The following is a 24,279-nucleotide window of genomic DNA, read 5'->3' on the forward strand; positions in this document are numbered from 1 at the left end:
TCAGGTCCGTTCCATCACCAGTCGGCCCGACTCGAGCCGGACCGGGTCGCCTTTGTCGTCCAAATACGACTTGACCCCACCCATCAGGACGCAGTGGGCGTCATATTCCTTGCCTCCGGCCCGCACCTTGCGCCGTCCGACGTAGACGCATTTGGTCTCGACCCATTTCTGGCTAGCCAAGTCGAACCGCCAGTAGGTCGTCTCACCGCCCGGCTCCACTTTGTCGCGGACAAACCAGAACTCCGGGGTCGCCCGCCAGGGCTTCGACGGTGCCGGCACGGTGGTCTCGTTGCGGTGCCCCGCCTCTTCGACGACGACGGTCGCCTTCGTCTCCGAAAAACGGACCGTGAGCGTCTGCAGGGCGTTGCCGCCGGGGATCGACGTCTTCTGGGTCATGCTCACCGGGCGCGCTTGCTTGTCGTAGTCCGACTCCTGGACGACGACCCTCACCTTGCCGTCCTTGTCCCGCAGGGTCATTTCCAGGCGCAGGCTCTTGTGCCCTTTGTCGGTGATGCTCTGCCGGACGACGGCGCGCCCGTGGACGCCTGGGGCGGCGATCGTCATTTCAACATTGCCGAAGGCGACGGCGGCGGCGGCAAGAAAGACGGCGGTCATGGGTTGTCTCCGATCAGCCGCTCGGCGGCGGCCAAGCCTGATTCGTAGGCGTGCTCGATCCGACCCTGGGCGACCCCGTCGCCCGCGATCAACAGCGTCGCCCCTGGACGGTTGACACTGTCGAAGGCGACGGTCGTCTCGGGTTGGCTGTACCTCCACCGGTGGACGTCCACCACCTCGGGAGACTTGAACGCGGGGCCGAGCAACCGCTCGACGTCGACCAGAGTGTCGTTGACGACCTTGTCATCGGGCCGGTCAAGGTTCCACTTGCTGTACGCGGCGCTCATCTGGGCGACCACCGCCGTGCAGCCCTCGGGGGCCCGGTCTCCAGGGCATTTGGCCGACTCGATGCTGAGCCAGGCCAAGGGCGTGGACTGTTCGGCGTCAAGGGAGGCAAAGAACGGCGGGTCAAGCGGTGCCCGGTAACCCAGCATCACCGAGATGCACGAGCGGTAGAACACTTTGTCGAACTGCCTGGACTCGCCCAAGGAGTCAAGAAGCACGGTCGTCTGGGGCAGGGGCGGCGTCAAGACGACGGCGTCGAATTCCTCGCCTTCAACCCGGTACCCGGAGCCCTGGCGTTCGAGTCCTTCCACCTTCACACTCTTTCTGACGTCCAAGCCGCCGGCGAGGAGCTTGCCGAGGGTGTTCAAGCCCTTGCGATAACAAAACCTCCGCAGCTGCCCCCGGCTGTCACCCGGGCCCAGGCGGCCGGAACTGTGCGTCCACGTGGGCTTGGCGACCTCGACCAAGTCAGTGGTTGCCAACTGGTTGAGAAGTACGTCCTCGATCGCCGTGCCTCGCGGGGCGACCGACGTGGCGCCGTGGTCAAAGGTGTAGTCGCCCACGCGCCGGGTCGCACACCGTCCACCCAGACCTCGGCTCCGCTCAAAGACGACGACGCTTTTGCCCGCCTGGGTGAGCCGCCTGGCCGCCGCTAGGCCGGCAATCCCCGCCCCGACGACCGCCACTCTCACGCAGGCGCTTGCTCCCAAACCTGGTCGAGGACGGCGACCGCGGCTTGCTGGCCGCTCCGCGCCGCCCCGTCGGCACCGGCATACTCGGTGACCTCACCGGCCAGGTAAAGGCCCGCCACCGGCGTCTTGACCGACGGCCGTCTGTCGCGGCAACCCACCGCCATGACGGGCTGGGCGTGGGCGACCTTTCTCACCGCCAGGGGCCGCCATCCACCGACGTTGCAGTGGGGGAACCACCGTTCCAAGGCGTAGCGGACCGATTTGGCAAAGTACAGGTCGGCGTCGGCCGACAACCCACCTTTGGTCGCGGCGACGAGATACTGGCCACGGGGGGCAAGCTCCGGTGCCGTCAAGCTCGGGCAGACGACGAAATCGACCGTGCCGCGACCGGGCCCGTCCACGACCACGGTCGCGTCGTCGGTGGGCTTGGTGTCGGCGGCAAAGTAGACGGTCGTGTTCGACCTCCACTGCGTCGCCGGGACGGCGAGGCCGAGAGCGGCCGCGGCCCCCGGGTCTGTGGCGACCACGACGGCTTCAGCGTCGATCGTGCCGCCGTCCGCCAGCTTCACACCGACGGCCCGACCACCCTCGTTGACAATCCCGACGACCTGGGTGCGCAGGACAAACTTGTCTTCCGGGATGTCTCCCGCGATCTGGGCGGGGACCGACCCGATGCCGGCCGCCGGGACCGCCAAGTGGCCCTCGCTCAGCAACTTCCAATAAAACTGGAACTGCAGCGCCGAACTCGACAGGCTCCGGTCGAGCAAGACACCGCCGTAGAATGGGCGGACAAACCTCTCGACAAACGACGGGCTGAACTTGCGCGACGTCAGGTAGTCGGCGACCGACGAGTCCTCCCCGGCCCAGAGTTCGGCAAAGCTGACCGACTTCAAGTCTTCATTCAGCGCACTGACACGGGTCATGTCCGCGAGGGGAACGATCCCGTCGAACATGGTCTGCAAGATGTTCTCCCGGTGCACTTCGCGGAGCTTCTTGCCGTCGAAGACCAAGGCGCCCGGTTCAAGGGGCCGCAGCCCGATTCGGTTCAGGTCCAGCTCAAGCCTCAGGTGAGGGTAGCGGTCAAAGACGAACTGGAAGCCCTGGTCAAGGTGAAATCCTTCGACGACGTCCGTCCGCATTTTGCCGCCTACCGCGTCGGCGGAGTCGACGACCAAGACTGGAACCCCAGCCTGATGGAGGCGACGGGCGCACACGAGCCCGGTAAGCCCTGCACCAACAACAACGACTGGCTTCCCCATGTCCTGAGTCCCGTTTTACCTGGCCAGCCCCGACGACCGCCCGTTCGACTGGAACCTGAGGCGTCCCCCGGCGGTACATTCACCGTGGCCATGGCCGAAGAGCAGGAGCACCTGCAGTCGGAAGAGGACCTCGAGGAGATCCTCCGCCTTGCCGTGCGCCGCTCGCCCTTCGACGGCGACCTGCGGGCCCGTCTCCGCCAGAACGCCGAGGAACTCGGGATCACCGCGGAGCAGCTTGCCGCCGCCGAGGCTGAGTACGCCCTGCGCAAGCAAGAGGACGAACGCCTGAGACGCGAGCGCGAAGCCTATGAGGCCGACTTGGCCGCGTTCCGCAAGTCGCGGTGGTCAGGCTTTTACCGTAGCCTCGCCAGCTACCTGGCGATCAACGGCTTCATCCACGCGATCAATTGGGCGACCAGCGGCGGAGACATGAGGCCCTACTGGGCGGTCTGGCCGCTCCTCGGCATGGGCATCGGCATTGTCAGTCATCTGGCCCGGCTGGTCTTTTCGTCACGAGAAGAGGACGAGCGGAAGTTCCGGAAGTGGCGGATCAAGAACGGCGTCCTCGCCCGGGTCGAGGGCTTCGTCAACCCCAAGGGCCGCGACTAACCGACCGGGGCGAGAAGGCGGCTGACACCGTAGTATCCCGCCGCGCAAAAGGCCAAGCCGAGGAGCAGAGACCCGAACGCATAGCCGAGGGCCGGCAAGAACTGGCCCTTCTCTAACTGATAGAAGATGTCGAGGGAAAACGACGAGAAGGTCGTGAAGCCGCCGAGCACACCGACCACGACGAAGAGTTGCCATCCAAGGAGCACGGGTCGGTGGGCCATGAGAGCGGCGACGACGCCGATGGCCAAGCTACCGACCACGTTGATGGCGAGGGTCGACCATGGGAACGAAGTCTGGCCCATCGCCTTGAACCAGACACCGGTCCAATAGCGCGCGTTCGCCCCGAGGGCGGCCCCTACCGCCACCGCCAGACTGTCGCGTACGGCGTGGACGACGGCCACCGCAGGTCAAACCTTGCTGCGCTCGCGGGCCTCGGCCGAGACGACGGCCTTTTCGGAAACCGCCTCGATCTCGGTGCGCCCCTTCTCGACGGTGGCCAGGACACGGCCGACGACGCCTTCCAGGCTGCTCAAGACGTCGTACACGTACTTGTCCGCCCCCCGGCGCATGTCGCGGGCCTCGCGCTCCACGGCGTTGCGGATTTCATCGGCCTGGGCCTTGGCGATCTTGAGCACCTCGCTCTCGCTGACCAGTTGGGCCTGCTGGATACGGGCTTGCTCCAGAATGCGGTCGGCCTCCTTTTGAGCGGCGTCAAGAATCGACTGGCCCTCGCGCTCGGCCTGGCTGAGCAGGCTGTCCGACTCCTCTTTGGCGGTCTCGACCAACCGCTCGCTTTCTCGGGCGAGCGACGCGGCGTCCCGCAGGTCGCGCGGCAATGACGCCCGGATCTTGTCCACCTGCATCGCCATGTCGTCTTGGTTGAAACCAAAGGCGATACCGAGGAACGTCTTGGGACGCCGGATCTCCTGCTTGAGGTTGTCCAGCAGGCGCATGACGTCGATCGAGTAGTCGTTGCGGACAGACATGGGTGCTCTAGCTCAGTCTAACAGGTCCCCCGCCCTTGGCACCGCCAGGTACCCCCGTACTTATGCCAGGGCTTTCTTGATCTTTTCCACGACGGCGGGCGGGACGAACCCCTCGTAACGGCCACCAAGCCGCGCGACTTCGCGAACGACCGAACTGGCCAGGAAGCTGTGTTCTTCCTTGGTGATGAGGAAGACCGTCTCGATCTCCGGGGCCATTGCCCGGTTCGCCAACGTCACCCGGAACTCGTAGTCGTAGTCGCTGATCGCGCGCAGACCCCGGACGATGCACTGGCAATCCTGCTCCCGGGCATAGTCGACTAGCAACCCCCGAAACGAGTCGACGCGCACGTTGGCGATGTGGGCGGTGCATTCCTGCAAGGCCTCGACGCGGTCCTCGACCGACAGGAACGGGGTCTTGTCGCTGTTGTGGCCGACCGCGACGACCAGTTGGTCGAAGAGGTCCGCGGCGCGGGCGACGACGTCCAGATGCCCGATGGTCGGCGGATCAAACGAGCCGGGATAGATCGCCAGTCGCGTCATCGCGGGAAGTCTAGCCAATCAAGGGCTACAAGTGGGCGTGTTGCGGCTTCATCACCGGGTCGAGCCGGGCCGCCTCAAGGATCACCGCCAGCAGGCCGGGAAACCGGGCGTCCAGATCTTCGGTGCGGACACTGTTCAGCATCGCGACGCCCTCGGGCCGCATCCGGATCACCCCGGCCTCGCGCAAGACCCGCAGGTGATGGGAGACGGTGGACTTCGGGGCGTTGGCCGTGCACCGGCCGCAGGTGACCTCGCCTTGGTCGACAAGGCACAGGACGATCTGCATGCGGGCAGGGTCACTCAGGGCGTGCAACACGTTTTCCAGCCGGATCATTTCCGTCACTGGGTGGTGGAGCTCCCGCATGGCCGTTCAATTATGTCTTACGCCGAGCTTCAAACTGAGTTCCCCGCCCGGGCACAAAGAAAGGGCGGGGCCTGTCGGCCCCGCCCAGTCATGGGGCGCTTACGCGCCCGAATTCAGATTAGTGACCCTCAGTCTTCGGGGCTTCGCCAGCGGGGGCGGCACCGTCGGTCTTGGGGGCTTCGCCAGCCGGGGCGGCGCCGTCAGTCTTGGGAGCTTCGCCAGCGGGGGCGGCAGCGTCGGTCTTCGGGGCCTCGCCAGCCGGGGCGGCAGCGTCGGTCTTCGGCGCGTCCGTCTTCGGGGCTTCGGTCTTCGCAGCGTCGGTCTTGGCCGCTTCGCCGCCGGCGGCCGGCTGCTCGCCGCAACCAACCAGCGCAAAGGAACCGAGGATCGCGGCCACGAGGGCCATGAGCATGATCTTGTTCTTCATGTGTGTCTCCTGTGTCTCAGTGTCGCCGGCAGGTCCCGTCAAGACCGTTAGCGGCGTCACCTCGGCGCCCCTTTCAAAGGGACGACCGAGAATAACATACACCGTGTCAATAATGGGCGATCCGGACAGGGGCTAGAAGGCCCATAGGTATTTTTACTGGTCGCCCAGGTTCAAATGTACCCGGCCCCGCCGCATAGATTTGTGGCGGGGCCGGGGCTCACTGAACCCTAAGGGTTACTTTCCGCCCTTCTTGTCCTTGTCCGATCCGAAGTACTCCTTCATCGGGTCGGGGTTGTTCGTCAAGCCGGTCCGCGGCGAGGCGGCGTGGGCCCGGTTACCCGAGTCAACGACGTTCGCGGTCAGGAAGAACACGATCTCCGTGCGTGTCCGGCTGTTGGTCGTCCGGCTGAACAGGTAGCCGATCAGCGGGAGGTCTTTCAGGAACGGGATGCCGCTGACTGACTTGCGGTCCTGGTCTTGGATGAGGCCGCCGATCGCGATCGTCTCCCCGCTGTTCATGTTCACGAACTGGTTCGTCGTGCGGTCGCTGGTCTGCGGAAGGCTTCCGCCGCCCGGGACCGTCGTGAAGCCGGTCAGGAGGCTGAAGTTCTGGTTCAGGTCAAGAGCGATGGCGCCGTTGCTGCCGATGCGGGCGTTGATGTCGAACCGCACGCCGACCTTGAGCTCGTCGGTGACGACGGTCGGGCCGTTTTGGCTGTTCGTGATCGACTTGATGTACCGGACGGTGTCACCGACGAACAGGTTCGTCGAGCGGCCGTCGGAGATCAAGGCGTTCGGGCGGGCGATCATCTTGTTGGTGCCGGCCAGTTGGTCCAGGGTGCCAAGCACCGAGTGGGTGTAGCCGTCCTTGAAGCCAAACTCACCGCTGACGGTGCCGGACGCGCTGGCGCTGCCGCCACCCTGGCCCAGGCGGAACACGGTGGCACGGCCCGGATCAAGGATGCTCCAGTCGAGACCGAGCTTCAGGGCGTCCTCTTTGGTGAGCTCCATGACGCGGAGTTCAAGGGCGACCTGCTTCGGCGCGACGTCGATCAGCGACACGAACTTGCGGACTTCGTCGATCGAGGTCTTGGACCCGCGGACGACGAGCTTCATCGGCTCAAGGCCCGTGATGTTCTGGCTCGTCGAGCTGGTCGTACCGCCGCCCGACGCCGGAGGAGTCGCGGTACCACCCGACGACGCTCCGCCCGAGCTCTGCTGGCTGGACACCGAACCGCCTGCGCCAGGCGTCACCGGCTGGGCAAAGGTCCAGACCGAGATGTTCGGGAACCGCTGGCGGACCTGGGCCAAGGCGAGGGCCGGCTCGATGTATTCCAGGTCGATGATCTCGTCTTCCTTCTGGAACTGGCCCTGTTCGGAGACGTAGGTCTTGCCCGACGCCTCGCAGAGGTCCTTGTCCAGGTTGCTGGCGACCTTGGTCAAGGTGGCGAGCTGGCTCTTGGGGCCGACGAGCATGATCACCTTCGTCCCCGGGACGCCGGGGATGTTGTCGTCGACGACGGCCTCGCTCAGCGAGAACTCGCTGGACCGCGGGTCGGCGGCGATCAACATTTGCATCGTCGTCTTGATCTTGTCCGTGCTGCCGGACTGGATATGGATGACCGACGTGCCCAAGTCTTCCGACTTGTTGAGGGTGCTCGAGCTGGCGATCTGCTTGTCGAGCTCGTGGATGTAGCCCTCGACCTCTTCGACACGGGCCGGGTCTCCCACGACCATCAGATAGAACGCCTTCGTCGGAGCCGCCGCCTTGGGAGCGGTCTGCTGGGCCGGTTTAGCCTCGCCCTTCTCACCCTCGGCGGGCTGCGGGACAGTCATCGGCATGATCGGGAGGTCACCCGTGCCAGGGACGATGATCTCGTAGTAGCCGTTCTTGCCCTCGGCCGGGATGGCTTTCAGTGCCGCGTCGCGGATCTGCGGGGCCGCCCCGCTGACCAAGTTGACGACCCGGGTCTCGAACTTGTTGTTCGTCCGGTCGACGACCATCCGCATAGCCTGGCTGAAGCTCTGGCTCGGCGTGACGATGTACGTGGACCCGACGCGGGCGTAGCGAAGGCCCGACATCGCGGTGACGAAGCTGAGGGCCTCGTCAAGGGTGACCTTGTTCAGCGAGACGGTCAGCTTGACCGGCTTTTCCGCCGGGCTGACGTCGGGTGACACGACGATGTTCTCGCTGGTCTGGATCGCCAGGGCCTTGAGGATCTGGACGACGTCCGTGCTGACGAAGTCGAGCGAGACGGTCGGAGCCAGCCGCACGGTGTCGCGGACGACGGTCGTCTGGGTGTCGGACGGGGTGTTACGGCTGTCGTTCAGCGTCAGGCGCATCGCCTCCTCCAGCGACCAGGGCTTGGCCTGGGCTGTCGTGGCACCCGTCAATTTGGCCTCCATACCGAGGTCCTTCGGCGGCGTCGGCGCCTTGATCACCTGGGGAGCCGCTTTCACCGGCGTGACCGTCGGGCTCGTGGCACCCTTGCTCGGAACCGTCACGACCCAGTTGTTGCCGATGAACTCAAGCTTGGGCTCGACGTCGCCGTCGGTCTTGAACGCGACACGGACACGGGGCGGGCGGCTGGTGTACCAGACGCACTGCACGTTCTTGATGCCGTCCGCATCGACGTCGATCGTCGACTTCCGGCCGTCCAGCCGGGCAAAGAACTCCAGGATATAGGAGGTGTGGCGGTTGGCCCAAAGAACTTTCGGCTTCGAGACGTCCGTTCCCTGGATCCAGAATTGGCGCGCGCCGTCGGCTGTCTTGACCTCGACGCCCTCGATGCTCGCCTTTTGGGCGTATGCAGGGGCGACGAAGCTCACCAAGGCCGCCGCCGCGACGATGCGTGTGTTCTTCATGGTTTAGCTTCCTTCCTCAATCGGCAGCGTCTTGCTCTTGCCGTTCTCGTTGACAGTGATCTGTCCCTTCTCGATGTTCGTGACACGGGTCGTGGGGTCCAGCTGGCCACCCTGCGGGACGAGCCGCTGGTTGCCGTTGGAGTCCTCGATGACGACGACTGATTTCTTGCCGACCAGCACACCCTTCACCCGATAGCGCGGCACGATCTGCGCCGGCAGCTGGTTCCCGTTCGGGAGTTGGCCGCCGTTCGGCATCGGGAGTTGCCAAGGGGCGGTGCCGCCTTCCATCCGGGGAGGACGGGAAGACCGGCCGCTCTTGGCTGGCGCAGAGGGCTTCTGCACCGGCGGGGCAGGAGGCGGCTCAACCGCGCTCTTGGCTTCGGCAGGGACGGCGAACGGGTCACGTGACTCCATCGAACCGTAGGCGCCCATCGAGGCGATCAACTTGTTGATCTTCTCCTGGGCCGGGTCGACCGTCGTCTCCGGTTCCGCGGCTTTTTCGCTTCCCTTTGTCGTCGCCTGGGGCTTGGCAGCCGCAGACGAGCCGCCGCCACCGCCCATCAGGGTGAACGCGCCGACGGCGCATAGCACCATGACGAGCGCACCGACGACCAGTAGTTTCTTCTTGTCTTGCATTATTGGCCACCGCCTGGGGTGTTGTTGGCCTGGAGGTCGCCCTTGGGCTGCTCGTCGGCCTGCTTGAAGATGTAGGCTTTGAGGCGGATCGTCGCCTCGACGGTCGCGGCGTTCGGCGCTCCTTGGTCACGCTTGGGCATGACGTTCACCGATTGGACCGAGACGATCTTGGGGAAGATCTGGAGGTCGGTGAGCATCTTCTCGATCGAGGTGTACGAACCTCGGCCGGAGACGTCGAACTCGACCTCGTCGTAAGCCTTTTCCTTAAGGGACTTGGCGTCGCCGGTCGAGGCCGGGGTCTGGACCGCCGACGGGTTCGACTGCTTGAAAACAGTCACCCGCATGTTGTTCTTGTTGCCCACCGCCTCCAACTCTTGGAGAAGAGTCGGGACGTACGCCAGGGTGGGGACACCTCCCTCCAGGTGGGTCAGCTCGGTCGAGGCCTTATAGAGCTCGGCCTGGGCCGCCTGAAGGTCTTGCTGGAGCTTCGACTCGTCCGGGGTGGCGGCGCGGATCTTGGCGAGGTTCGCTTCGGCGTCGCCATGGACAGTGTACTGCCAGTAGACGAGGCCTCCACCCACGGCGACGACCGCCACCGCGGCGAGGACGATTGACTTGGCCGGGTTTGCTGGCTTCATGCTGATTTGGCCTCCTTAGACTTGGCTTCTTCACCGGAGCCCTTCAGCTCGGCGGTGACTTCGAACTCGTAGACCTTGGTGTTGCCCTGGGCCGTCTTTTCTGTGGTCGACTTCAACGTCGGGTTCTGGAGTTCGTTGCAGTACGTCAGGCGCAAGGTGAACTCCGAGGCCGACTCATGGCTCGACGCCATCCCCGTGAAGGTCACGAGGACAGGCTTCGTCTTGTCGGTCTGCGTCGTCTTGATGCCCGTCAGCCAGGAGCCCTTCGGCGTGTTCCCGGACAGGTGGTTCAGGACGATGTTCCACTTCTGCGTCGCGTCTTTGGCCTTCTTCAGGGTCTCGATCCGCGGGGTCAGGCGGTCGATCTCCTTTTCGGCGTCGTCAAGCTGCTTCAGGATCGGGGCGAGTTTCTTTTGCTTGGCCTCGAGGTTGGAAGCCTCCAGGTTCAGCCTCGTCGTGTCGAGCAGCAGGGCTCCGGCCCCGATCAGGGCCAGGCCACCGGCGCCGAGGGTCCCCAAAAGGGCCGTCTTGGCCTTTTGCTCGCGCTGGCGTGCGGCCAGGCGCTGTTCACGGATCAGGTTGATCAATGGCATGGTGCTTCTCTCTCGGCTCAGGCCGCCTTGGCAAAGGCCCTCATCGCCAGTCCGGACGCCACGACTAGGTCGAGGCCCCGTTCTCCGTCGTCAAGCAGGCCGTTGGCGACCCGCGGGTTGTCGAAGACGCCGCTGGCCATGACCTGCATGCCCAGCTTGTTGCCCATGTATTCGGCCAGCCCGACGAACTTGGCCCCGCCGCCGGCGACGACCAGGTGGGTCACCGGGTTAGGCGTGCCGTTCTCGGTCTGCTGGGACTGGTAGTAGTTCAGCGACCGGCGGATTTCACGGATCAGGTCGTCAAGATGCGGCTGGACGACACGAAGCGGTGGGTTCTCCACCACTTGGCCCTCGGTAAGCAGCGTCGTCAGGTCAAGGGCGGCCTTGCCTGACTCGGCCTCGGTGTCGCTGAGCTTGAAGTACGTCTTCAGGGCGTCGGTCAACACCTGCCCGGCCTGCGGGATGGTGCGGCACATCGCGAACTGCCCCTTCGAGACGACGCTCACCGACGTGGTGGCGGCCCCGATGTCGACGACGGCGACGCTCAGTTCCTTGAGGACGTTGTTGTCTTCCACCTCGACGACCGCCCGGTAGTGGGCGAAGGCCTCGATGTCGACGATCTCGACCTCAAGTCCGGCCGCCTTGCAGGCGGCGACACGGCTGTTGACCATGTCCTTGGGCGACGCGACGATCAGGACGTCCATTTGGCCGTCCGGCGTCTCGCCGGAGATCTCAAACTCGATGAAGCTGTCCTCGATGCTGGACGGCACGTATCGCCCCGCCTCATAGCGGATCGACTTCCGTAGGGTCGTCTCGTTCATCTTGGGGATCGCGACGTTACGCACGATCACCGAGCCGCCCGAGACGCCGACCACGGCGCAGTCGGCGTGGATTCCGGCCTGGCGCATGCCGGCCTTGATCGCCGCACCCACGGGGTCCGGGTCGATGACGATGCCCTCTTTGACGGCGTCGTCAGGCGTGTGGACGTTGAAGGCCTTGGTGACCTTCCACCCCGCACTCGTCTTCTCGACCTGGGCGCCTTTGATGGCGTGGTGGCCGATGTCGACGCCGAGGAACGACTTCTTCTTAAAGAGACTAAGCGACATCTTCGACTTCCTCCGTGGAAATTGTCTGGGCGAGCAACCAATCGTCCAGGCTGGCCTTCGGGAAGCGCCAGCGTCCGTCGATCTGCACCGCGGGGACTTCGCCGTCTTCCGCCAGCTTCTCAAGGGCACCCGTGGTGATGCGGAGATAGCTCGCCGCCTCACGCATGGTCAAGACCGTGTGCTGGCCGGCCATGATCGCCCGGAACATGCCGCCCAGCTGCTCGGCCGAAAGGAAGAGCTCCAAGCGCACGACACTGCCGCTCACGTTCGGGTTCGGCGGGGCCGGTTGCTCGTCCGGGGTCAGAGGGACCGGGGTCGGAAAGGTGGGCGTGTTGGGCGCCTCCTCTTGTTTGGGTGCCGCGGCAAAGCTTGTCGGCGCGGCGTTTTGGCCCTCTTGGGCGCGTCGGATGGCGTCTGCTAAGTTCATGCTGCGGCTCCGTGGAAATCTTCGGCGAGCTCATGGACCAGGTAGCCGTCGACCATCTTCTCTTTGCGAGCCATGGCCATGAGCAGGGAGTTGTCGGCAAGTTGGATGATCACGCGGGGGGCACCGCCCGACACCTTGTGGATCTGGTGGATCGCTTCCGGAGTGAACGGGCTCTGCTCGCCCACGTAGCCGGCCACGCGCATCCGGTGCAGGATCAGCTCGCCGGTGTCGTGGACGCTGAGCGGTTTGATCGTGTGGCGGACGGCCAGGCGCTGCTCCAGGGCGGGCACCTTCGCCAGCTTCGGCAGCAATTCGGTCTGGCCGAGCAAGAGCAGGCTGATGAGGAACTGGTCGTTCATCTGGCAGTTGAGCAACAGCCGCAGTTCCTCCAAGGTCTGGCTCGACTTGATCAGGTGGGCTTCGTCGATCAGGACCACCACGCGGCGGCCCTTGTCGTAGTGCTCAAGGAGGGCCAGGTGCAAGCGTTGCACCAGGACTTGCCGGTCGCGGCTCTGGATCTCGACGTCGAGTTGGGAGAGGATCTCCTGCATCATCTGCGTCGGCGTCAAGATCGGGTTGAAAATGAGGACGATCTTGTACTGGACAGGATCGAGCATCTCCAGAAGCTTTCGGCTGATGGTCGTTTTGCCCAACCCGATCTCGCCGCAGAGCGTCGCCGCCCCCTTGTTGCGCGTGATCGCGTAGTGCAACATCATGAGCGCGTCCTCGTGAGAACGGCTCATATAAAGGAACCGCGGGTCAGGTGTCAGGGTGAACGGTGGTTCACTGAGTCCCCAATACTGCTCGTACATGAATTCGACTCCGGTGCAAAGGCCCGGTATTTCTATTGGTCGGCCCGGTGCGGAACCTCAGCGTCCACTGCAAGTTCGCGGCTTCTTGACTCATCAACGCGGCTTGTCCCGGAGGCAGAAAGTCCGAGTCGGTAGCATCCGGGCTTGCTGCCGGGTGCCAGTTCATTAGCCCACAAGGGCTTCCGCGACCTTTGGGTCGCCCAGGCGGTGTCGTTGGTGGGCGACAGCGTCTACGGCCTGATCTTCCTATTCATGGCCCACAAGATCAGTGGCGACGACGCCGTGACGGGGATGGCCGCGGTGGCGAACGCCCTGCCGTTCCTCCTCTTTGGGCCGATGGCGGGCGTGGTCGCCGACCGGGTCGACCGGCGAAAGGTCATGCTGGCCGCCGACATCGGCTGCGCGGTGTTCCTCCTCGGGTTCGCCTTGTGGGCCTACTTACAACCCAAGATGCCGGTGCCGGTGGTGGTCGGGGCCGGCTTTGTGTTGTCGTCGATCACGGTCTTCTTCCTCCCCGCGCGGTCGGCGGCCGTCCCCACCTTGGTCCCCAAGGAGGAACTTCAGGGCGCCAACTCGTTCCTTGTGAACACCCAGCAGTTCACCATGATGCTGGGCATCGCGCTCTCCGCTGGCGGCTTGGGTGCCCTAGAGGCCCTGGCCCCGCGGGCGTTCTTTCCCCTGGCCGCCGCCATCAACGGCCTCACCTTCCTCGTGTCGGCCGTCTTCGTCGTACGGCTCCCGTCCCTGGTCCCCGAGCGGCAAGACATCGGCTCCCACTCGTACAGGCAGTTTCTCGTCGACATGAAGGAGGGCATCAGAACCAGTGCGGCCGACCCGCTCTTGCGGGTCGCCCTCCCCCTGACCGCCGTCTGCCACTGCGCGATCGCCGGGTTCATGATCGCCTACATCGCGGCCAACGACCGGCTGTTCGGAGGAAAGTTTGCCACCCTCGGCCTGATCGAGTTCTCGTTCATGGTGGTCATGCTCGTCTTCGGTGTCGTGGCCGGGCGGACCAAGCTCCGTAAGCCGGGGCGGATCATGGCGCTGGCGTGGCTGTCCGTCGGCGTGTTTTGCGGCCTCATGGCGTGGGCGACCACCTACGGGCCGTTCCTTTTGCTCAACGCCTTGTGCGGCGTGTTCATCCCGTTCAGTTGGCTTGGCCTTGTCGTCTACACCCAGACCGCGTTCCCCGACGCGGCGCGCGGACGGGTGAACAGTCTGTGGTCTCTTGTCCAGCAGGGCGCCCAGCCGGTCGGCGTCGCCGTGGCCGGCCCGTTCATCGCGCGCTTCGGGCTTGGCCCGGCGTTCCTGGCGATGGGGGTCGTCATGACGGCCGGATGCCTGATCGCCCTCGCCGTCCCCAGCTTCCGGAACGTCGAAATGCCTTCACTGGACGCAGAACCCGAGCGAGCGGCCGACTTGGCCTAGCACAAACGAGCAACCCTTGAACTCCTCGCTCAACTTGCGGAATGTCGGCGACTCGTCGGTGTAGGGCGGGTGGTCAAAGGTGCTGACCACATAGTAACTTTCCTGCCCCTGGCGGGTGTAGTCGCAGGCAATGTCCCCGGCGGCGGCCTTGTGGCGGGCCAAGAAATCGGGCGCGACACCGCTCCAGAAGAGGATGAAGTCCCCGATGTGCTTGTGGACCTCGCGCTCTCGTTCAAAACTGGTCGCGTTCAGGCGGACGTCGGCCTCGGCGACCATCTCGATCACCGTGTTGACGGGGCGGCCCTCGTTGTCCCGGACTGAAAACACACTGTCCATCCTCGCGAACGCCACGAGGAGGCGAGCGAGATAGTCGTCAACGTCGGCGAAGCCGCAAGACCCCAAATGGCGGGCGGTCTGTTCGGCGACTCTTTCGCGGAACATGTCCATCAGTTGGCTCTGCGGGCTGGGTCCCTGTTCCATCTGCTTGCTTCTTCGACGGCTGAGGACACCGTCTGGTTTGATGGTCGTAGTTCATCTTCGGGCCCGTTGCCACCGCACTTATCGTCCTCGCCTCAAAAACCCGCACGGTTTACAGGCTCAGAGCCACGTCCAGGGTCGAATCGGGACCCTCATCGCGGTTTGGTCGTCATACACTTAAGGAGAGTGTGATGCAAGTCCCGACCGACCCGTACGGCGCCCAGGCGTCAAAAAGCAAGCTTTGGCTGGTCGGCGGGATCATCGTGCTCGTCGCCATGGTCGGCTTTGGCCTTGGCGCCGGCATTTTCCGCCTCGGCGGCCGAGGCAACGCGACCCTTGGGGCCGACGCCCGGCAGGGGCCGCCGATCCTCGCCGCCACGGGGGCCCCGCCACCCCAGGTCCTCCCCGCCGAAGGCAACACGACTCCAGTCCTCCCCGCCGACAACTTGATGCCGAAGGACGTGCTCGACTGGCTCAAGCACCTGGAAGAGACCGAGCGCCGCCGCAAGGCCTTGGCGACAAGCCAGATCGGGCCCTTGATGGCCGACATCATGCGCCAGAGCGTGGGTGGGGGAAGCAACCCGATGAAGTCCCTCTTCGGCGAAGACGGCCCTGACGTCGAGTCTCCGCCGACCCAGGGACTGACCGAAAGCGTCGAGAAGATCCATTCCGACTGGCAAGACCTGGACAACTTCTTCCAAAGCGTGCCCCCACCTGCGGAGTGCGCCCCGACCCAGGCCCAGTACTCGCGGTCCTTGGGTGAGACCCAGGCGATGATGACCGAACTCGCCGAAGCGATCGGCAAGGCCAGCGAGTCCCCCGACGCCGCCCTGTCTGCCCTGAAAGGCATGCAGGGGAAGAGCAAGGACCGCATCGACGCCGCCGACCAGGCCTGCGACCGACTGGTCCAGCAGATCTGTGACAAGTACAAGACGCGGAAGTGGTTCTCGATCGCCTCGGACATCGCCGGCGGTCTGACCACGTTGCCGGGCCTGGCGAACTAGCCCACCGGCCCCTAGGGCCCCTTCAAAAGCCGGATGCCGTTGAGGATGACGAGGACGGTGGTGCCCTCGTGGCCGACGACCGCCCATGGCAATATCGCGTTGCGCGCCTGCGGGAACGCCGCCTCGACCAGGAGCGAGCCGAACGTGAGCACCACGACCATGCCACCGGCGACCGTCAAGTTGGCCCTGATCACCCGGTTGGCCTTGCGGCCCAACCGGACGAGTTCCGCCAGCCGGTCCAAGCGGTCTTGCATGATCACGACGTCGGCCGCGTTCAGGGCGATGTCGCTGCCGAGGCCCCCCATCGCGACACCCAGGCGGGCGGCAGCCAGGCTTGGCGCGTCGTTCACCCCGTCGCCGACAAAGAGGACTTGGCGGCCTTCCTTGGCGAGCCCGGCCAAGACCTGCTCTTTGTCCTGAGGAAGCAAGCCGGCGTGGACTTCGTCGATTTGCAGCTCTCCGGCGACGGCCCTCGCCGTCTCGGGGGTGTCGCCGGTCAGCAGGTAGACCTTCTCCAAGCCTAACGCGCGCAATTGGCCCAGGGCGTCGTGGGCTTCGGGCCGGAGAGAATCTCCCAGCCCCAGGGCGGCAAAGTGCCCGGCGTACTTGAGCACGGCGACGGTCATGCCCTTGTGTTGCAACTCGGCAGCATGGGCGGCGAACCCTGGCGGCAACCCACCCTCAGCGTCAAAGAACGCCCGTTGGCCGATGACGATCTCCTGCCCCTCGACGACCGCCCGGACGCCGTAGCCGGGGACCACCTCCTGGTCCGTCGCCTCAGGCACGTCGACACCTTGCTCTCGGGCCGCGGCGACGATCGCCTCGGCGATCGGGTGGGTCGCGTACTGCTCGGCGGCGGCGGCCGCCCTCAGGATCGCCACGGCCTCAGACGACATCGCCTTCACACCGCGGGCCCAACAAGCCTCTTCGGAGTGGCAGGCGGTGCCGCCCGCGGCGACCAAGGCAGGGGCGTCCTCGCAGACGCAGATCTCGTTCAGGGTGAAGCGGCCGACGGTCAGGGTTCCCGTCTTGTCGACGCACAGGGTGTCCACCTGGCCCGCCGCCTCGACCGCCTCGCCGCCGCGCACGAGCAAGCCGCGCCTCGCCGCCCACGCCAGCGCGCTCAACGTCGTCGCCGGTGACGAGATCACCAGGGCGCAAGGCGACAAGGCGACCAGCAAGGTGAACGAGGCATATAAGGCGTCGTTCGCGGGCTGTCTGAACGCGAGGCGCAGGGCCAGGGACAGGAGGAAGGCCCCGACGACAAACAGCGTGTAACGCTTGCCGAACCATTGGCTGATGCGTTCACCGCTCGCCTTGTTTTCTTGGGCGTCGCGGACAAGGTCGACGATCTTTTCGAGGGTGGTGTCCCCGGCCGCCTTGGTGACCTTGACGACGACCATGCCCTCCATGTTTTGGGTGCCGGCCAGCACCATGTCGCCGGCCGCCTTGGCGACGGGCACCGATTCGCCGGTCATCGCGACCTGGTCGATGTTGGTCCTCCCGCTGAAGATCTCGCCGTCGACGGGGACGTGCTCAAAAGGCAGGACACGCACCATGTCGCCGACCTTCAGGTCTTTCACCAACACCGACTTGTCGCCGTCGTCGGCGACAAGCAGGGTCGACTCGGGCCGAAGTTTGACCAGACCCTCGATCGCGGACTTGGTGCGGCCGAGGGCGAAGGCCTCAAGCGTGCTGGAGAGGCTGAACAGGAAGAGCAGGACGGCCGCCTCGCCGGGGTGGCCGATCGCCACCGAGCCGACCGCCGCGGCGATCATGAGGACGTTGACGTCGATCTCGCGGTCCTGGACCGCCCGCCATCCGGCGCGGGCGGCGAAATATGATCCGGCGAGCACGGCCCAGTACGGTAGGGCCGGGTGGGGGACGACCCACGAGACCACCGTCAGGAGGCCGCATATCGCGGTCAGAACGATCTGTACAGCCCGTTCGATAACGTCCATTATCTCACGGGCTCTCAGAATCGGAAGGCCTCAGCCCCGACGGAACCTCGCCCGCGCCCACGCGACCGCCTTGCCGAACCCGATGTAGGCGTCGTCGAAGATGGAGTAGGAGCACGGGATGACGAGAAGGGAAAGGACCGTCGAGAGCAACGTGCCGCCGATGATCGTGATGCCGATCGTCTCACGGAACTCCGACCCGCGGCCGATGGCCAAGGCGACCGGCAACATGCCGAAGACAAGGGCCAGGGTCGTCATCATGATCGGCCTCAACCGTGTGCCGCCCGACTCGACCAGCGCCTCGTACTTCTCCATCCCCCGTTCGCGCAGGGTGTTCGTGTAATCGACGATCAGGATCGCGTTCTTGCCGACCAGGCCGATGAGCGCGATGATGCCGATCATGCCGACGATGTTGAGGGTCTTGTCGGTGAGGATCAGGGCAAGGAGCGCCCCGACCATCGCCTGCGGTTGGGCAAGCTGGATGATCGCGGGGTACAGCAGGTTGTCGAAGAGCGACGCAAGCACCATGTAGACCAGCACCAAACCGATGCCCATGGCACCGAGAAGGTATGGCGTTTCGCGGGCCTGGGCGTCGGCCTGGCCCAGTGCCTTGCTGGTGACACCCTCGGGAACCAGGTGTTTGTCCGTCAGCCACTGGTTGATCTTGGCTTGTACCGAGCCCGAAGCGTAGCCGGGCAACAAGTCGGCAGTGACCATGATCACCTCCTGACGGTCGCGGCGGTCGATCTTGTCGATCGCATGGCCTTGTTCCAAGTCGGCAAGCTCGCTCAAGAAGACGGGCGTCCCCTGTTTGAACACGATCGGCATGTCGGCCACGATCGCCGGGTTGTCACGGTCTTGGAGGTCCATCATCACCCGGATGTCGTACTCCTCGCCATTGACCCGGAACTTCGTGTTCGTGTCACCTTCGTACATCGTCCGCATCGCCGCACCCAGGTCGGCGGCGCTGACGTTGGCGTCGGCCATCCTTCCCCGGTGGGGGATGGCTTGCAACTCCGGCTTGCCGCCCTTGGAACTGATGTTGGGCCCCACGACCCCCTCGATCGCCCCGCTCGCCAGTTCGTCACGGATCTTTGTCGCGGTGGCGAGCAATTTGGCCCGGTCGTCTGACCGCAGGGCCATCTGGATCGCCGAACCGAACGAGAAGCTCTGGCCCGCGGCGATGTTGATCTTTGCCCCGGGGATCCGACCCACCTCCTGGGTGATCTGGGCGGCCACGTCGGTGTCCTTCACGGTGCGGAGCTTCTCCTCGTGCTTCTTCCAGAACATCAGGCGGTCCATCGCCGACTCTTTGTCGTAGAGGGTCACGATGACCTGGGCGTACTGGGTGCCCGAACTGGAAGCAGAGAAGCCGCCGCCCTGCGTCCCGACGTTGGCCACGACGAACTTGGCCTCCGGGTTCTTCAGCACGGCCTCTTCCACCCGGTGTACGACCGCGGATGTCGCCGCCAGGCTCGATCCGGGCGGAAGCTCGATGTTGATCTGGACGCTTCCTGAATCGCTCGGTGGGGCAAAGGTGAACTTGAAGACGTCCTCCTTCTTCCATTCGTGATACATCTTGCCTAGGACAGGCCCGGCCACGAAGACAGCCGAGAAGCCCAGGAACCCGAGGAAGACACCCGGTAGGAACTTACGACGGATGACCAGGTTGCCCAAGAAGATCGCCGCCGCAATGATCCCCGAGATGACGACCATGCCTATTGCGCTCTGGGCCGCAGACTGGACGTCCGGGGCGAACGAGCCGCCGATGAACATGAACAGGGCGACCAAAACGACGAACCCGCCGCCAAACATGTACCAGCGGTGCTTCAGCGACGACCTGAGTACCCGGCGGTAGCCGTTGGCAAAGGCGTGGAACATGTTCTCGAAGGCGCGCGCGAACCGGCCTTTCGGGTGCTCCCAGTCCTCGCCCTTCTTGTACCAACGCGAGGCAAGCATCGGGGTGACCGTGAACGACACGAACAGGGAGAGCATGACCGTGACGGCGTAGCCAAGGCCAAGAGGGCGGAAGAACTGGCCCACAATGCCGCCCATCGTGCCGATGGGCACGAAGACGACGACGTCGGCCATGGTGATCGCGATGGCGGCAAGGCCGATCTCCGACCGCCCGTTAATGGCCGCGTCGACAGGGTCTTCTCCCAAGGTCAAGTGACGGTAGATGTTCTCAAGGACGACGATGGCGTCGTCGACCAAGACACCGACGGCCAACGAGAGCGCCAGCATCGACAGGTTGTTGACCGTGAACCCGGCCGCCCACATCGCCACCAGGGCGGCGAACATACACACCGGGATCGCGACGGCCACGATGATCGTGCCGCGCAGGTTGTGAAGGAACGTCCAGACGACGGTACCGACCAAGAAGATGCCGAAGAGGATGGCGAACAGGAGGTCGTCCAGTGAGTCGCGGATGTTCGTCGACGTGTCCTGGGTGACGGTGAACTTGATGCCGAACTGCTCTTGCAGCTGTTCCAGCAACGGCGGGGCGCCGAACTGGGATTTCAAAATCGCGTCCGAAATCTCGATGGCGTTGCCGTCACGGGTCTTCTGAATGACGATCGAAATCGAGTCCCGTCCGTCGAGTCGGCTGAGCGACCTCCGCTCCGCGTTGGCGTCGACGACGGTGGCAATGTCGCCCAAGCGGACCTTGACCGAGTCGCCGCCCTGGTTCGAGTTCGACACCGTCAGGAAGAAGTCCTCGATGTCCTTCACCGTCTTGAACTCGCCCATCATGCGGACGGTGGTCTCCCGGCTGCCGCTGACAATGCGGCCGCTGGGCAGGTTCAGGGTGCCGTTCGCGATGGCCCGTTGGACGTCGGTGATCCCCAGCTTATAGCGGAGGAGGGCGTCCTTTTTGATCTGGATCTGGATCTCGCGGATGTCACCGCCGTTGACGCCGACCTGGGCGACGCCCTTTATGCGGGCGAACTTGTCCTTGAGGACGTTGTCGACAAGGTCGCGCAGGGCACGGCTGCTCATCTTGTCGCTACTGACCGCCAAGGTCACGACGGGGCTGGACGCCACGTCGATCTTGGAGATGACCGGCTTTTCCGCGTCTCGGGGAATCTGCCCCAGAATCTGGTCGACCTTGGTGCGGACGTCGGCCGTGGCCACGTCCATGTTGGTGCCGACTTCGAAGGTCAGGACGACACTGGACACACCTTCCTGGCTTGTCGCCACGACCTCGCGCAGGTTTGAAATGCCGCTGACGGCCTCCTCCATGCGTCGTGAGATGAGGGTGTTGACCTCCTCCGGGCCGGCACCGGGATAGACGGTCGTGATGGAGACGACACCGAAGCTGACGTCGGGGTTCAGCTCCTTGCGCATGCTGTTGTAGCCGATCGCGCCCATCAAGATGGCCGCGCACATCAGCATCAGGATGAACACCGGACGCTGGATGGCCAGTTTGGTCAAGCCCATCGCGTCAGTTCCCCTTCGCGGCGGGAGCCTCGGTGCCCACCTTGACCGGTGCGCCGTCGACAAGGGTCGACTGGCCTCGGACAATCACCTGGTCGCCAGCTTTGAGTCCCGTGACGACGCTACGGGCTTCGATGTTGCGGACCAGCTTGACGTCCACTCGCTTGGCCTTGTCCCCGTCAAGCACGAAGACGTGGGCGTCGGGGCCGTCGGTCAGGACCGCCGCCGTCGGCACCGTCACCGCGCCGGCGTCGATCCCCAAAAGGAGGCGCCCACTGGCGTACATACCCGGTTTGAGGCTGTTGGCCGGGTCAGCAAGCTCGATCCGGGCGCTGAAGACCCGTCCCACCGACGAAGCCAACGGGTCCAACGAGCGTACTGTCCCGGCAAAGACCGCTGACCCTGCCGCCGTGACGGTGACGTCGACTTGCTGGCCCGGCTTGATCTTGGACACGTCCACCTCGGGCACCTGGGCGTCAAAGTAGGCTCCTCCGGAGCCGACGACGTGGGCGACCGCGGTGCCCGGCCCGGCGTAGGTCCCCGGCTGAAGCGGACGGCCCGAAATGCGGCCGCTCACCGGCGCGTGCAGGGTCATGTCGGCCAAGGCCTGTCGCGCCAAGGTCAGGGCGTCGAGGGCTGACTGATAGTTCGCCTGGGCGGCTTGGACACGCTGTTCATAGACCGGGTCGGACTGCTTGGTCGCCTGGTCGCTCTTGAGTTGCTCCTCGGCTTGGCGCAGCGACTCGCGGGCCGCGGCCACATCTTCGGGGCGCGAGGCGTCTCGGGCGAGGCGAAGTTGCTCAAGGGCCGACTTATAGGCGGCCATGGCGTTGGCCTGCTTGTTCTCGGCCGTCTCCACGTCGGTCAGCGCCACCGCACCCTCCTTGTAAAGGTTCCTCTGGCGGGCCAGGTTCTTGTCGGCGAGCTCTAGGTCGCTCTTGGCCCGGTCGACGGCGATCTCAGCCGTCCGGCGGTCCTCCTCACGAGCGCCGTTCAGGAGCTTGGCCAGCTGTTGTCGGGCCTGGGCGACCCGCGACTGGCTGGCCCTCACCGCGGCGGAAGTGCGGGTGGGGGCGGTGGCCCGGTCGATCTTCGCCTGCTCCAGGTTGGCGCGGGCCGAGTTGACGCCCGCCTGCGCTTGGCTGAGCCGCGCCCGGGCGTCGGCGGTCTCCTGCACCGCGATCGCCTGTCCGGCCGACACTTGGTCACCGTCCTTCACGTAGACAGCCACGATCCGCCCGGCGTTCTTCGCTCCGACGGTGACGTCTTCCGACGTGGTGATCTGGCCCGTCAGGGACAGGTATTCGGGGACGTCTTCCTGCTTGGCCGGTTCGACGCTGACAAACGTCGTCGGGTCCGTGACGATTTTGGCGGTCTCTTTAGCTTGCTTTTGTGCGGCGCGGTCGACGCAGCCACCCAAGGCGATGAGGGCGCAAAGAACGGGCAAGGCAAATTTCACTTCAGGTTCTCCTGGACGGGCGGGTTGGGTTCAAGGTTGTCATTGCCGACGGCCTTTTGGAGCGCGGCGTAGGCCTGTAGGTACTTGTAGTTGGCGACGACCAAGCTGGCCCTTGCCGCCGTCAGGTCGGTCTGGGCCGTCGTGACATCGAGCAAGATGCCGACCTGTTGGTCGTAGCGGAGCTGGGCGAGCCGGAGAGCCTCCTCAGAAAGGGTGACGTTGGCCTTGGCGACGGCGATGGCGTCCAGGGCGGTCCTGGCGTTGGTGTAGGCCGTCTGTGCCTCCAGGGACACGCCAAGCTTGATCTGCTCCAGGCTGATCTCGGCGAAGTCGACGTCGCGCTGGGCGGCCTCGACGTTCAGCCGGGTCTGGCCCGAGTCGTAGACGGGCACGGTGAGGTTCAACGAGGCGATCGTCTGGCCCTTGGTGGAGCCGACCGCCGGCTGGATGTAGTGCGTCTGGCTGACCGACAGGTTCAGCGACGGCCGCATCGAGCGCCATGTCAGCTTCTTGGTCGCGTCCAATGCCACGACGTTCTCGGTGGCTTGCTTGATCTCCGGCCTGTTCAGAAGGGCTTGGCGGACGATCGTCTGCACTTCGGGGATGTCGTTGGGGATACCCGTCACGGGGACCGGTTCGAAGTCCTCTTCGACGGGACGGCCGAGCGTGTTGTTCAAGTCTTGCTTGGCCAGTTTCAGGTTGGCCCGCGCCTCGATCAGCGCTTGCTCGGACTTTTTGACCTCGGTTTCCAGCCGAAGCACCTCGAACTTGGAGACCGCCCCCTCACGAAACTTGACCTGTCCTTTCTCAAGGCGTTCCTGGTTCGCTTTGAGCGTGGCGCTCTGGACGTCGATCAGTTCGGAGGCCTGCAGGACGTTAAGGAACTTCGCCTTGACGACACTGCGGATGTTGTTCTCCTCCACGGACAAGGCGTGGGTGGCGACTTTGCGCTGCTCGGCGAGGACGGTCGCGGCCAAGTGGATGAGGCCGGAGATGTCGATCGGCTGGGTCAGGGTCGCCGAAACCGACTTGTTGGTGCCGTCGAATCCAAACGCACCCGGGCTCGATCCCGTGTTTGATGACTCGAACTCGAGCTTTTGATAGGTGTAGTTTCCCCCCAAGCTGATCGACGGGCCCAGTGCCTTGTAGCTGGCCTTTTCGCTATAGGTGGCCTTGTCCAACCGGTTTTGGGCTTGCCGGACGCTGAAGGCGTTTGTTGAACCGATCTTCACCGCCTCGTCCAGCGTCAGCTTGGCGGGCGGCTGTTGTGCCGTCACGGCCACGAGTGCGAGCAAAGGCATTAGAGTCATGGTGTGTCCTCAGTCTCTTCCGTTGTGATCATCGCGATGCGACGCATGAACTCCTCCATGAACCCCTGGAGGGAGTCCAGTTTGAACATCATCACGCCTTCCAACTCGGGATGGCGCATGATCAGCAGCTTGTCGCCGGGGGCGATTCCCAGCTTGTGCCGCGCCTCCGCGGGAATGACCACCTGGCCACGTTCCCCGACCGTCGCCGCACCATAGAAGCAGTCACCAAAGCAGCAGGACTTTGGCGAAGTCGCTTGGTGGTCGGGTTTGGGGTCTTGGGCCATCGAGGTCGGTTCCGCGTCGACACTCTATCATACATTTCACACAAATTCGTGATGTGACCTTTAGCACACG

24 protein-coding genes are annotated in these 24,279 nt (G+C 64.7%); 3 read left to right on the forward strand and 21 right to left on the reverse strand.

Annotated features, from left to right (window positions below; translation table 11 throughout):
* The 3 genes from KF857_07435 to KF857_07445 are packed head-to-tail and all read right to left on the reverse strand — an operon-like array spanning nucleotide 1 to nucleotide 2,806.
* Nucleotides 1-615: a hypothetical protein gene (locus KF857_07435; GenBank protein ID MBX3111825.1), complete on the reverse strand. Its 615-nt coding sequence runs from the start codon at nucleotides 613-615 to the stop codon at nucleotides 1-3.
* Complete coding sequence (locus tag KF857_07440; GenBank protein ID MBX3111826.1) at nucleotides 612-1,592, reverse strand: FAD-dependent oxidoreductase; 981 nt, start codon at nucleotides 1,590-1,592, stop codon at nucleotides 612-614. Before KF857_07440 ends, KF857_07435 begins: the two co-directional genes overlap by 4 nt.
* A complete protein-coding gene (locus KF857_07445) occupies nucleotides 1,589-2,806 on the reverse strand; it encodes an FAD-dependent oxidoreductase (protein ID MBX3111827.1) in 1,218 nt (405 codons plus the stop codon). Before KF857_07445 ends, KF857_07440 begins: the two co-directional genes overlap by 4 nt.
* Nucleotides 2,807-2,941: 135 nt before the next feature.
* Between KF857_07445 and KF857_07450 the strand changes: the two genes are divergently transcribed.
* A complete protein-coding gene (locus KF857_07450; protein MBX3111828.1) occupies nucleotides 2,942-3,460 on the forward strand; it encodes a 2TM domain-containing protein in 519 nt (172 codons plus the stop codon).
* Here the strand turns inward: KF857_07450 and crcB are convergent.
* The 12 genes from crcB to KF857_07510 all read right to left on the reverse strand — a co-directional run bounded on the left by crcB (nucleotide 3,457) and on the right by KF857_07510 (nucleotide 12,785).
* On the reverse strand, nucleotides 3,457-3,861 hold the full coding sequence (gene crcB, locus KF857_07455; GenBank protein MBX3111829.1) for a fluoride efflux transporter CrcB: 405 nt from the start codon (nucleotides 3,859-3,861) through the stop codon (nucleotides 3,457-3,459). The genes KF857_07450 and crcB overlap by 4 nt on opposite strands.
* A 6-nt stretch (nucleotides 3,862-3,867) precedes the next feature.
* Nucleotides 3,868-4,446 (reverse strand): hypothetical protein, encoded by a 579-nt coding sequence (locus KF857_07460; protein MBX3111830.1) that lies wholly within the window; start codon nucleotides 4,444-4,446, stop codon nucleotides 3,868-3,870.
* A 60-nt stretch (nucleotides 4,447-4,506) separates the two neighbouring features.
* Nucleotides 4,507-4,986: a pantetheine-phosphate adenylyltransferase gene (gene coaD / locus KF857_07465; protein MBX3111831.1), complete on the reverse strand. Its 480-nt coding sequence runs from the start codon at nucleotides 4,984-4,986 to the stop codon at nucleotides 4,507-4,509.
* Nucleotides 4,987-5,011: 25 nt separating this feature from the next.
* Nucleotides 5,012-5,350 carry a helix-turn-helix transcriptional regulator gene (locus tag KF857_07470; GenBank protein MBX3111832.1) on the reverse strand — a complete coding sequence of 113 codons (339 nt, stop codon included), beginning with the start codon at nucleotides 5,348-5,350 and terminating at the stop codon, nucleotides 5,012-5,014.
* A 118-nt stretch (nucleotides 5,351-5,468) separates the two neighbouring features.
* Nucleotides 5,469-5,777, reverse strand: coding sequence for a hypothetical protein (locus KF857_07475; protein ID MBX3111833.1), 309 nt, complete (start codon nucleotides 5,775-5,777; stop codon nucleotides 5,469-5,471).
* A gap of 234 nt (nucleotides 5,778-6,011) precedes the next feature.
* Nucleotides 6,012-8,642, reverse strand: coding sequence for a hypothetical protein (locus tag KF857_07480; protein ID MBX3111834.1), 2,631 nt, complete (start codon nucleotides 8,640-8,642; stop codon nucleotides 6,012-6,014).
* 3 nt (nucleotides 8,643-8,645) lie between these two features.
* Nucleotides 8,646-9,278, reverse strand: a complete 633-nt coding sequence (locus KF857_07485) for a hypothetical protein (GenBank protein ID MBX3111835.1) — start codon at nucleotides 9,276-9,278, stop codon at nucleotides 8,646-8,648.
* Nucleotides 9,278-9,916 carry a type 4a pilus biogenesis protein PilO gene (pilO, locus tag KF857_07490; GenBank protein MBX3111836.1) on the reverse strand — a complete coding sequence of 213 codons (639 nt, stop codon included), beginning with the start codon at nucleotides 9,914-9,916 and terminating at the stop codon, nucleotides 9,278-9,280. Before pilO ends, KF857_07485 begins: the two co-directional genes overlap by 1 nt.
* Complete coding sequence (locus KF857_07495) at nucleotides 9,913-10,509, reverse strand: PilN domain-containing protein (protein ID MBX3111837.1); 597 nt, start codon at nucleotides 10,507-10,509, stop codon at nucleotides 9,913-9,915. Before KF857_07495 ends, pilO begins: the two co-directional genes overlap by 4 nt.
* 17 nt (nucleotides 10,510-10,526) lie before the next feature.
* Nucleotides 10,527-11,615, reverse strand: a complete 1,089-nt coding sequence (gene pilM, locus KF857_07500; GenBank protein ID MBX3111838.1) for a type IV pilus assembly protein PilM — start codon at nucleotides 11,613-11,615, stop codon at nucleotides 10,527-10,529.
* On the reverse strand, nucleotides 11,605-12,042 hold the full coding sequence (locus KF857_07505) for a helix-turn-helix domain-containing protein (protein ID MBX3111839.1): 438 nt from the start codon (nucleotides 12,040-12,042) through the stop codon (nucleotides 11,605-11,607). Before KF857_07505 ends, pilM begins: the two co-directional genes overlap by 11 nt.
* On the reverse strand, nucleotides 12,039-12,785 hold the full coding sequence (locus KF857_07510) for an AAA family ATPase (GenBank protein ID MBX3111840.1): 747 nt from the start codon (nucleotides 12,783-12,785) through the stop codon (nucleotides 12,039-12,041). The genes KF857_07505 and KF857_07510 overlap by 4 nt, the downstream gene beginning before the upstream one ends.
* 213 nt (nucleotides 12,786-12,998) lie before the next feature.
* On the opposite strand from KF857_07510, the gene KF857_07515 reads away from it, so the two are divergent.
* Complete coding sequence (locus KF857_07515; GenBank protein MBX3111841.1) at nucleotides 12,999-14,282, forward strand: MFS transporter; 1,284 nt, start codon at nucleotides 12,999-13,001, stop codon at nucleotides 14,280-14,282.
* Here the strand turns inward: KF857_07515 and KF857_07520 are convergent.
* Nucleotides 14,241-14,762 (reverse strand): hypothetical protein, encoded by a 522-nt coding sequence (locus KF857_07520; GenBank protein ID MBX3111842.1) that lies wholly within the window; start codon nucleotides 14,760-14,762, stop codon nucleotides 14,241-14,243. The two genes, KF857_07515 and KF857_07520, sit on opposite strands and share 42 nt — an antisense overlap.
* Before the next feature lie 188 nt (nucleotides 14,763-14,950).
* Between KF857_07520 and KF857_07525 the strand changes: the two genes are divergently transcribed.
* Nucleotides 14,951-15,763: a hypothetical protein gene (locus KF857_07525; protein MBX3111843.1), complete on the forward strand. Its 813-nt coding sequence runs from the start codon at nucleotides 14,951-14,953 to the stop codon at nucleotides 15,761-15,763.
* 11 nt (nucleotides 15,764-15,774) lie between these two features.
* Here the strand turns inward: KF857_07525 and KF857_07530 are convergent, their stop codons facing one another.
* Genes KF857_07530 through KF857_07550 form a run of 5 tightly spaced genes read right to left on the reverse strand, consistent with a single transcriptional unit; the run spans nucleotide 15,775 to nucleotide 24,209 of the window.
* Nucleotides 15,775-17,724: a cation-translocating P-type ATPase gene (locus KF857_07530; GenBank protein MBX3111844.1), complete on the reverse strand. Its 1,950-nt coding sequence runs from the start codon at nucleotides 17,722-17,724 to the stop codon at nucleotides 15,775-15,777.
* A gap of 30 nt (nucleotides 17,725-17,754) precedes the next feature.
* Complete coding sequence (locus tag KF857_07535) at nucleotides 17,755-21,159, reverse strand: efflux RND transporter permease subunit (GenBank protein ID MBX3111845.1); 3,405 nt, start codon at nucleotides 21,157-21,159, stop codon at nucleotides 17,755-17,757.
* Between the two features lie 4 nt (nucleotides 21,160-21,163).
* Entirely contained in the window at nucleotides 21,164-22,615 is a 1,452-nt protein-coding gene (locus tag KF857_07540) for an efflux RND transporter periplasmic adaptor subunit (GenBank protein MBX3111846.1), read from the reverse strand.
* Nucleotides 22,612-23,916 carry a TolC family protein gene (locus tag KF857_07545; GenBank protein MBX3111847.1) on the reverse strand — a complete coding sequence of 435 codons (1,305 nt, stop codon included), beginning with the start codon at nucleotides 23,914-23,916 and terminating at the stop codon, nucleotides 22,612-22,614. The genes KF857_07540 and KF857_07545 overlap by 4 nt, the downstream gene beginning before the upstream one ends.
* A gap of 5 nt (nucleotides 23,917-23,921) precedes the next feature.
* Complete coding sequence (locus KF857_07550) at nucleotides 23,922-24,209, reverse strand: AbrB/MazE/SpoVT family DNA-binding domain-containing protein (GenBank protein MBX3111848.1); 288 nt, start codon at nucleotides 24,207-24,209, stop codon at nucleotides 23,922-23,924.
* Nucleotides 24,210-24,279 lie beyond the last annotated feature (70 nt).

It is taken from the genome of Fimbriimonadaceae bacterium, assembly GCA_019638795.1.
GTDB lineage: Bacteria > Armatimonadota > Fimbriimonadia > Fimbriimonadales > Fimbriimonadaceae > JAHBTB01.

Excerpts from the sequence above, each read along its gene's own strand:
- KF857_07470 (MBX3111832.1), bottom strand. The coding sequence starts at position 5,350 with ATGCGGGAGCTCCACCACCCAGTGACGGAAATGATCCGGCTGGAAAAC.
- pilM (MBX3111838.1), bottom strand. The coding sequence starts at position 11,615 with ATGTCGCTTAGTCTCTTTAAGAAGAAGTCGTTCCTCGGCGTCGACATC.
- KF857_07450 (MBX3111828.1), top strand. The coding sequence starts at position 2,942 with ATGGCCGAAGAGCAGGAGCACCTGCAGTCGGAAGAGGACCTCGAGGAG.
- KF857_07545 (MBX3111847.1), bottom strand. The coding sequence starts at position 23,916 with ATGCCTTTGCTCGCACTCGTGGCCGTGACGGCACAACAGCCGCCCGCC.
- KF857_07475 (MBX3111833.1), bottom strand. The coding sequence starts at position 5,777 with ATGAAGAACAAGATCATGCTCATGGCCCTCGTGGCCGCGATCCTCGGT.
- KF857_07485 (MBX3111835.1), bottom strand. The coding sequence starts at position 9,278 with ATGCAAGACAAGAAGAAACTACTGGTCGTCGGTGCGCTCGTCATGGTG.
- KF857_07505 (MBX3111839.1), bottom strand. The coding sequence starts at position 12,042 with ATGAACTTAGCAGACGCCATCCGACGCGCCCAAGAGGGCCAAAACGCC.
- KF857_07435 (MBX3111825.1), bottom strand. The coding sequence starts at position 615 with ATGACCGCCGTCTTTCTTGCCGCCGCCGCCGTCGCCTTCGGCAATGTT.
- coaD (MBX3111831.1), bottom strand. The coding sequence starts at position 4,986 with ATGACGCGACTGGCGATCTATCCCGGCTCGTTTGATCCGCCGACCATC.
- pilO (MBX3111836.1), bottom strand. The coding sequence starts at position 9,916 with ATGAAGCCAGCAAACCCGGCCAAGTCAATCGTCCTCGCCGCGGTGGCG.
- KF857_07525 (MBX3111843.1), top strand. The coding sequence starts at position 14,951 with ATGCAAGTCCCGACCGACCCGTACGGCGCCCAGGCGTCAAAAAGCAAG.
- KF857_07460 (MBX3111830.1), bottom strand. The coding sequence starts at position 4,446 with ATGTCTGTCCGCAACGACTACTCGATCGACGTCATGCGCCTGCTGGAC.
- KF857_07520 (MBX3111842.1), bottom strand. The coding sequence starts at position 14,762 with ATGGAACAGGGACCCAGCCCGCAGAGCCAACTGATGGACATGTTCCGC.
- KF857_07535 (MBX3111845.1), bottom strand. The coding sequence starts at position 21,159 with ATGGGCTTGACCAAACTGGCCATCCAGCGTCCGGTGTTCATCCTGATG.
- KF857_07550 (MBX3111848.1), bottom strand. The coding sequence starts at position 24,209 with ATGGCCCAAGACCCCAAACCCGACCACCAAGCGACTTCGCCAAAGTCC.
- KF857_07480 (MBX3111834.1), bottom strand. The coding sequence starts at position 8,642 with ATGAAGAACACACGCATCGTCGCGGCGGCGGCCTTGGTGAGCTTCGTC.
- KF857_07530 (MBX3111844.1), bottom strand. The coding sequence starts at position 17,724 with ATGGACGTTATCGAACGGGCTGTACAGATCGTTCTGACCGCGATATGC.
- KF857_07495 (MBX3111837.1), bottom strand. The coding sequence starts at position 10,509 with ATGCCATTGATCAACCTGATCCGTGAACAGCGCCTGGCCGCACGCCAG.
- KF857_07510 (MBX3111840.1), bottom strand. The coding sequence starts at position 12,785 with ATGAGCCGTTCTCACGAGGACGCGCTCATGATGTTGCACTACGCGATC.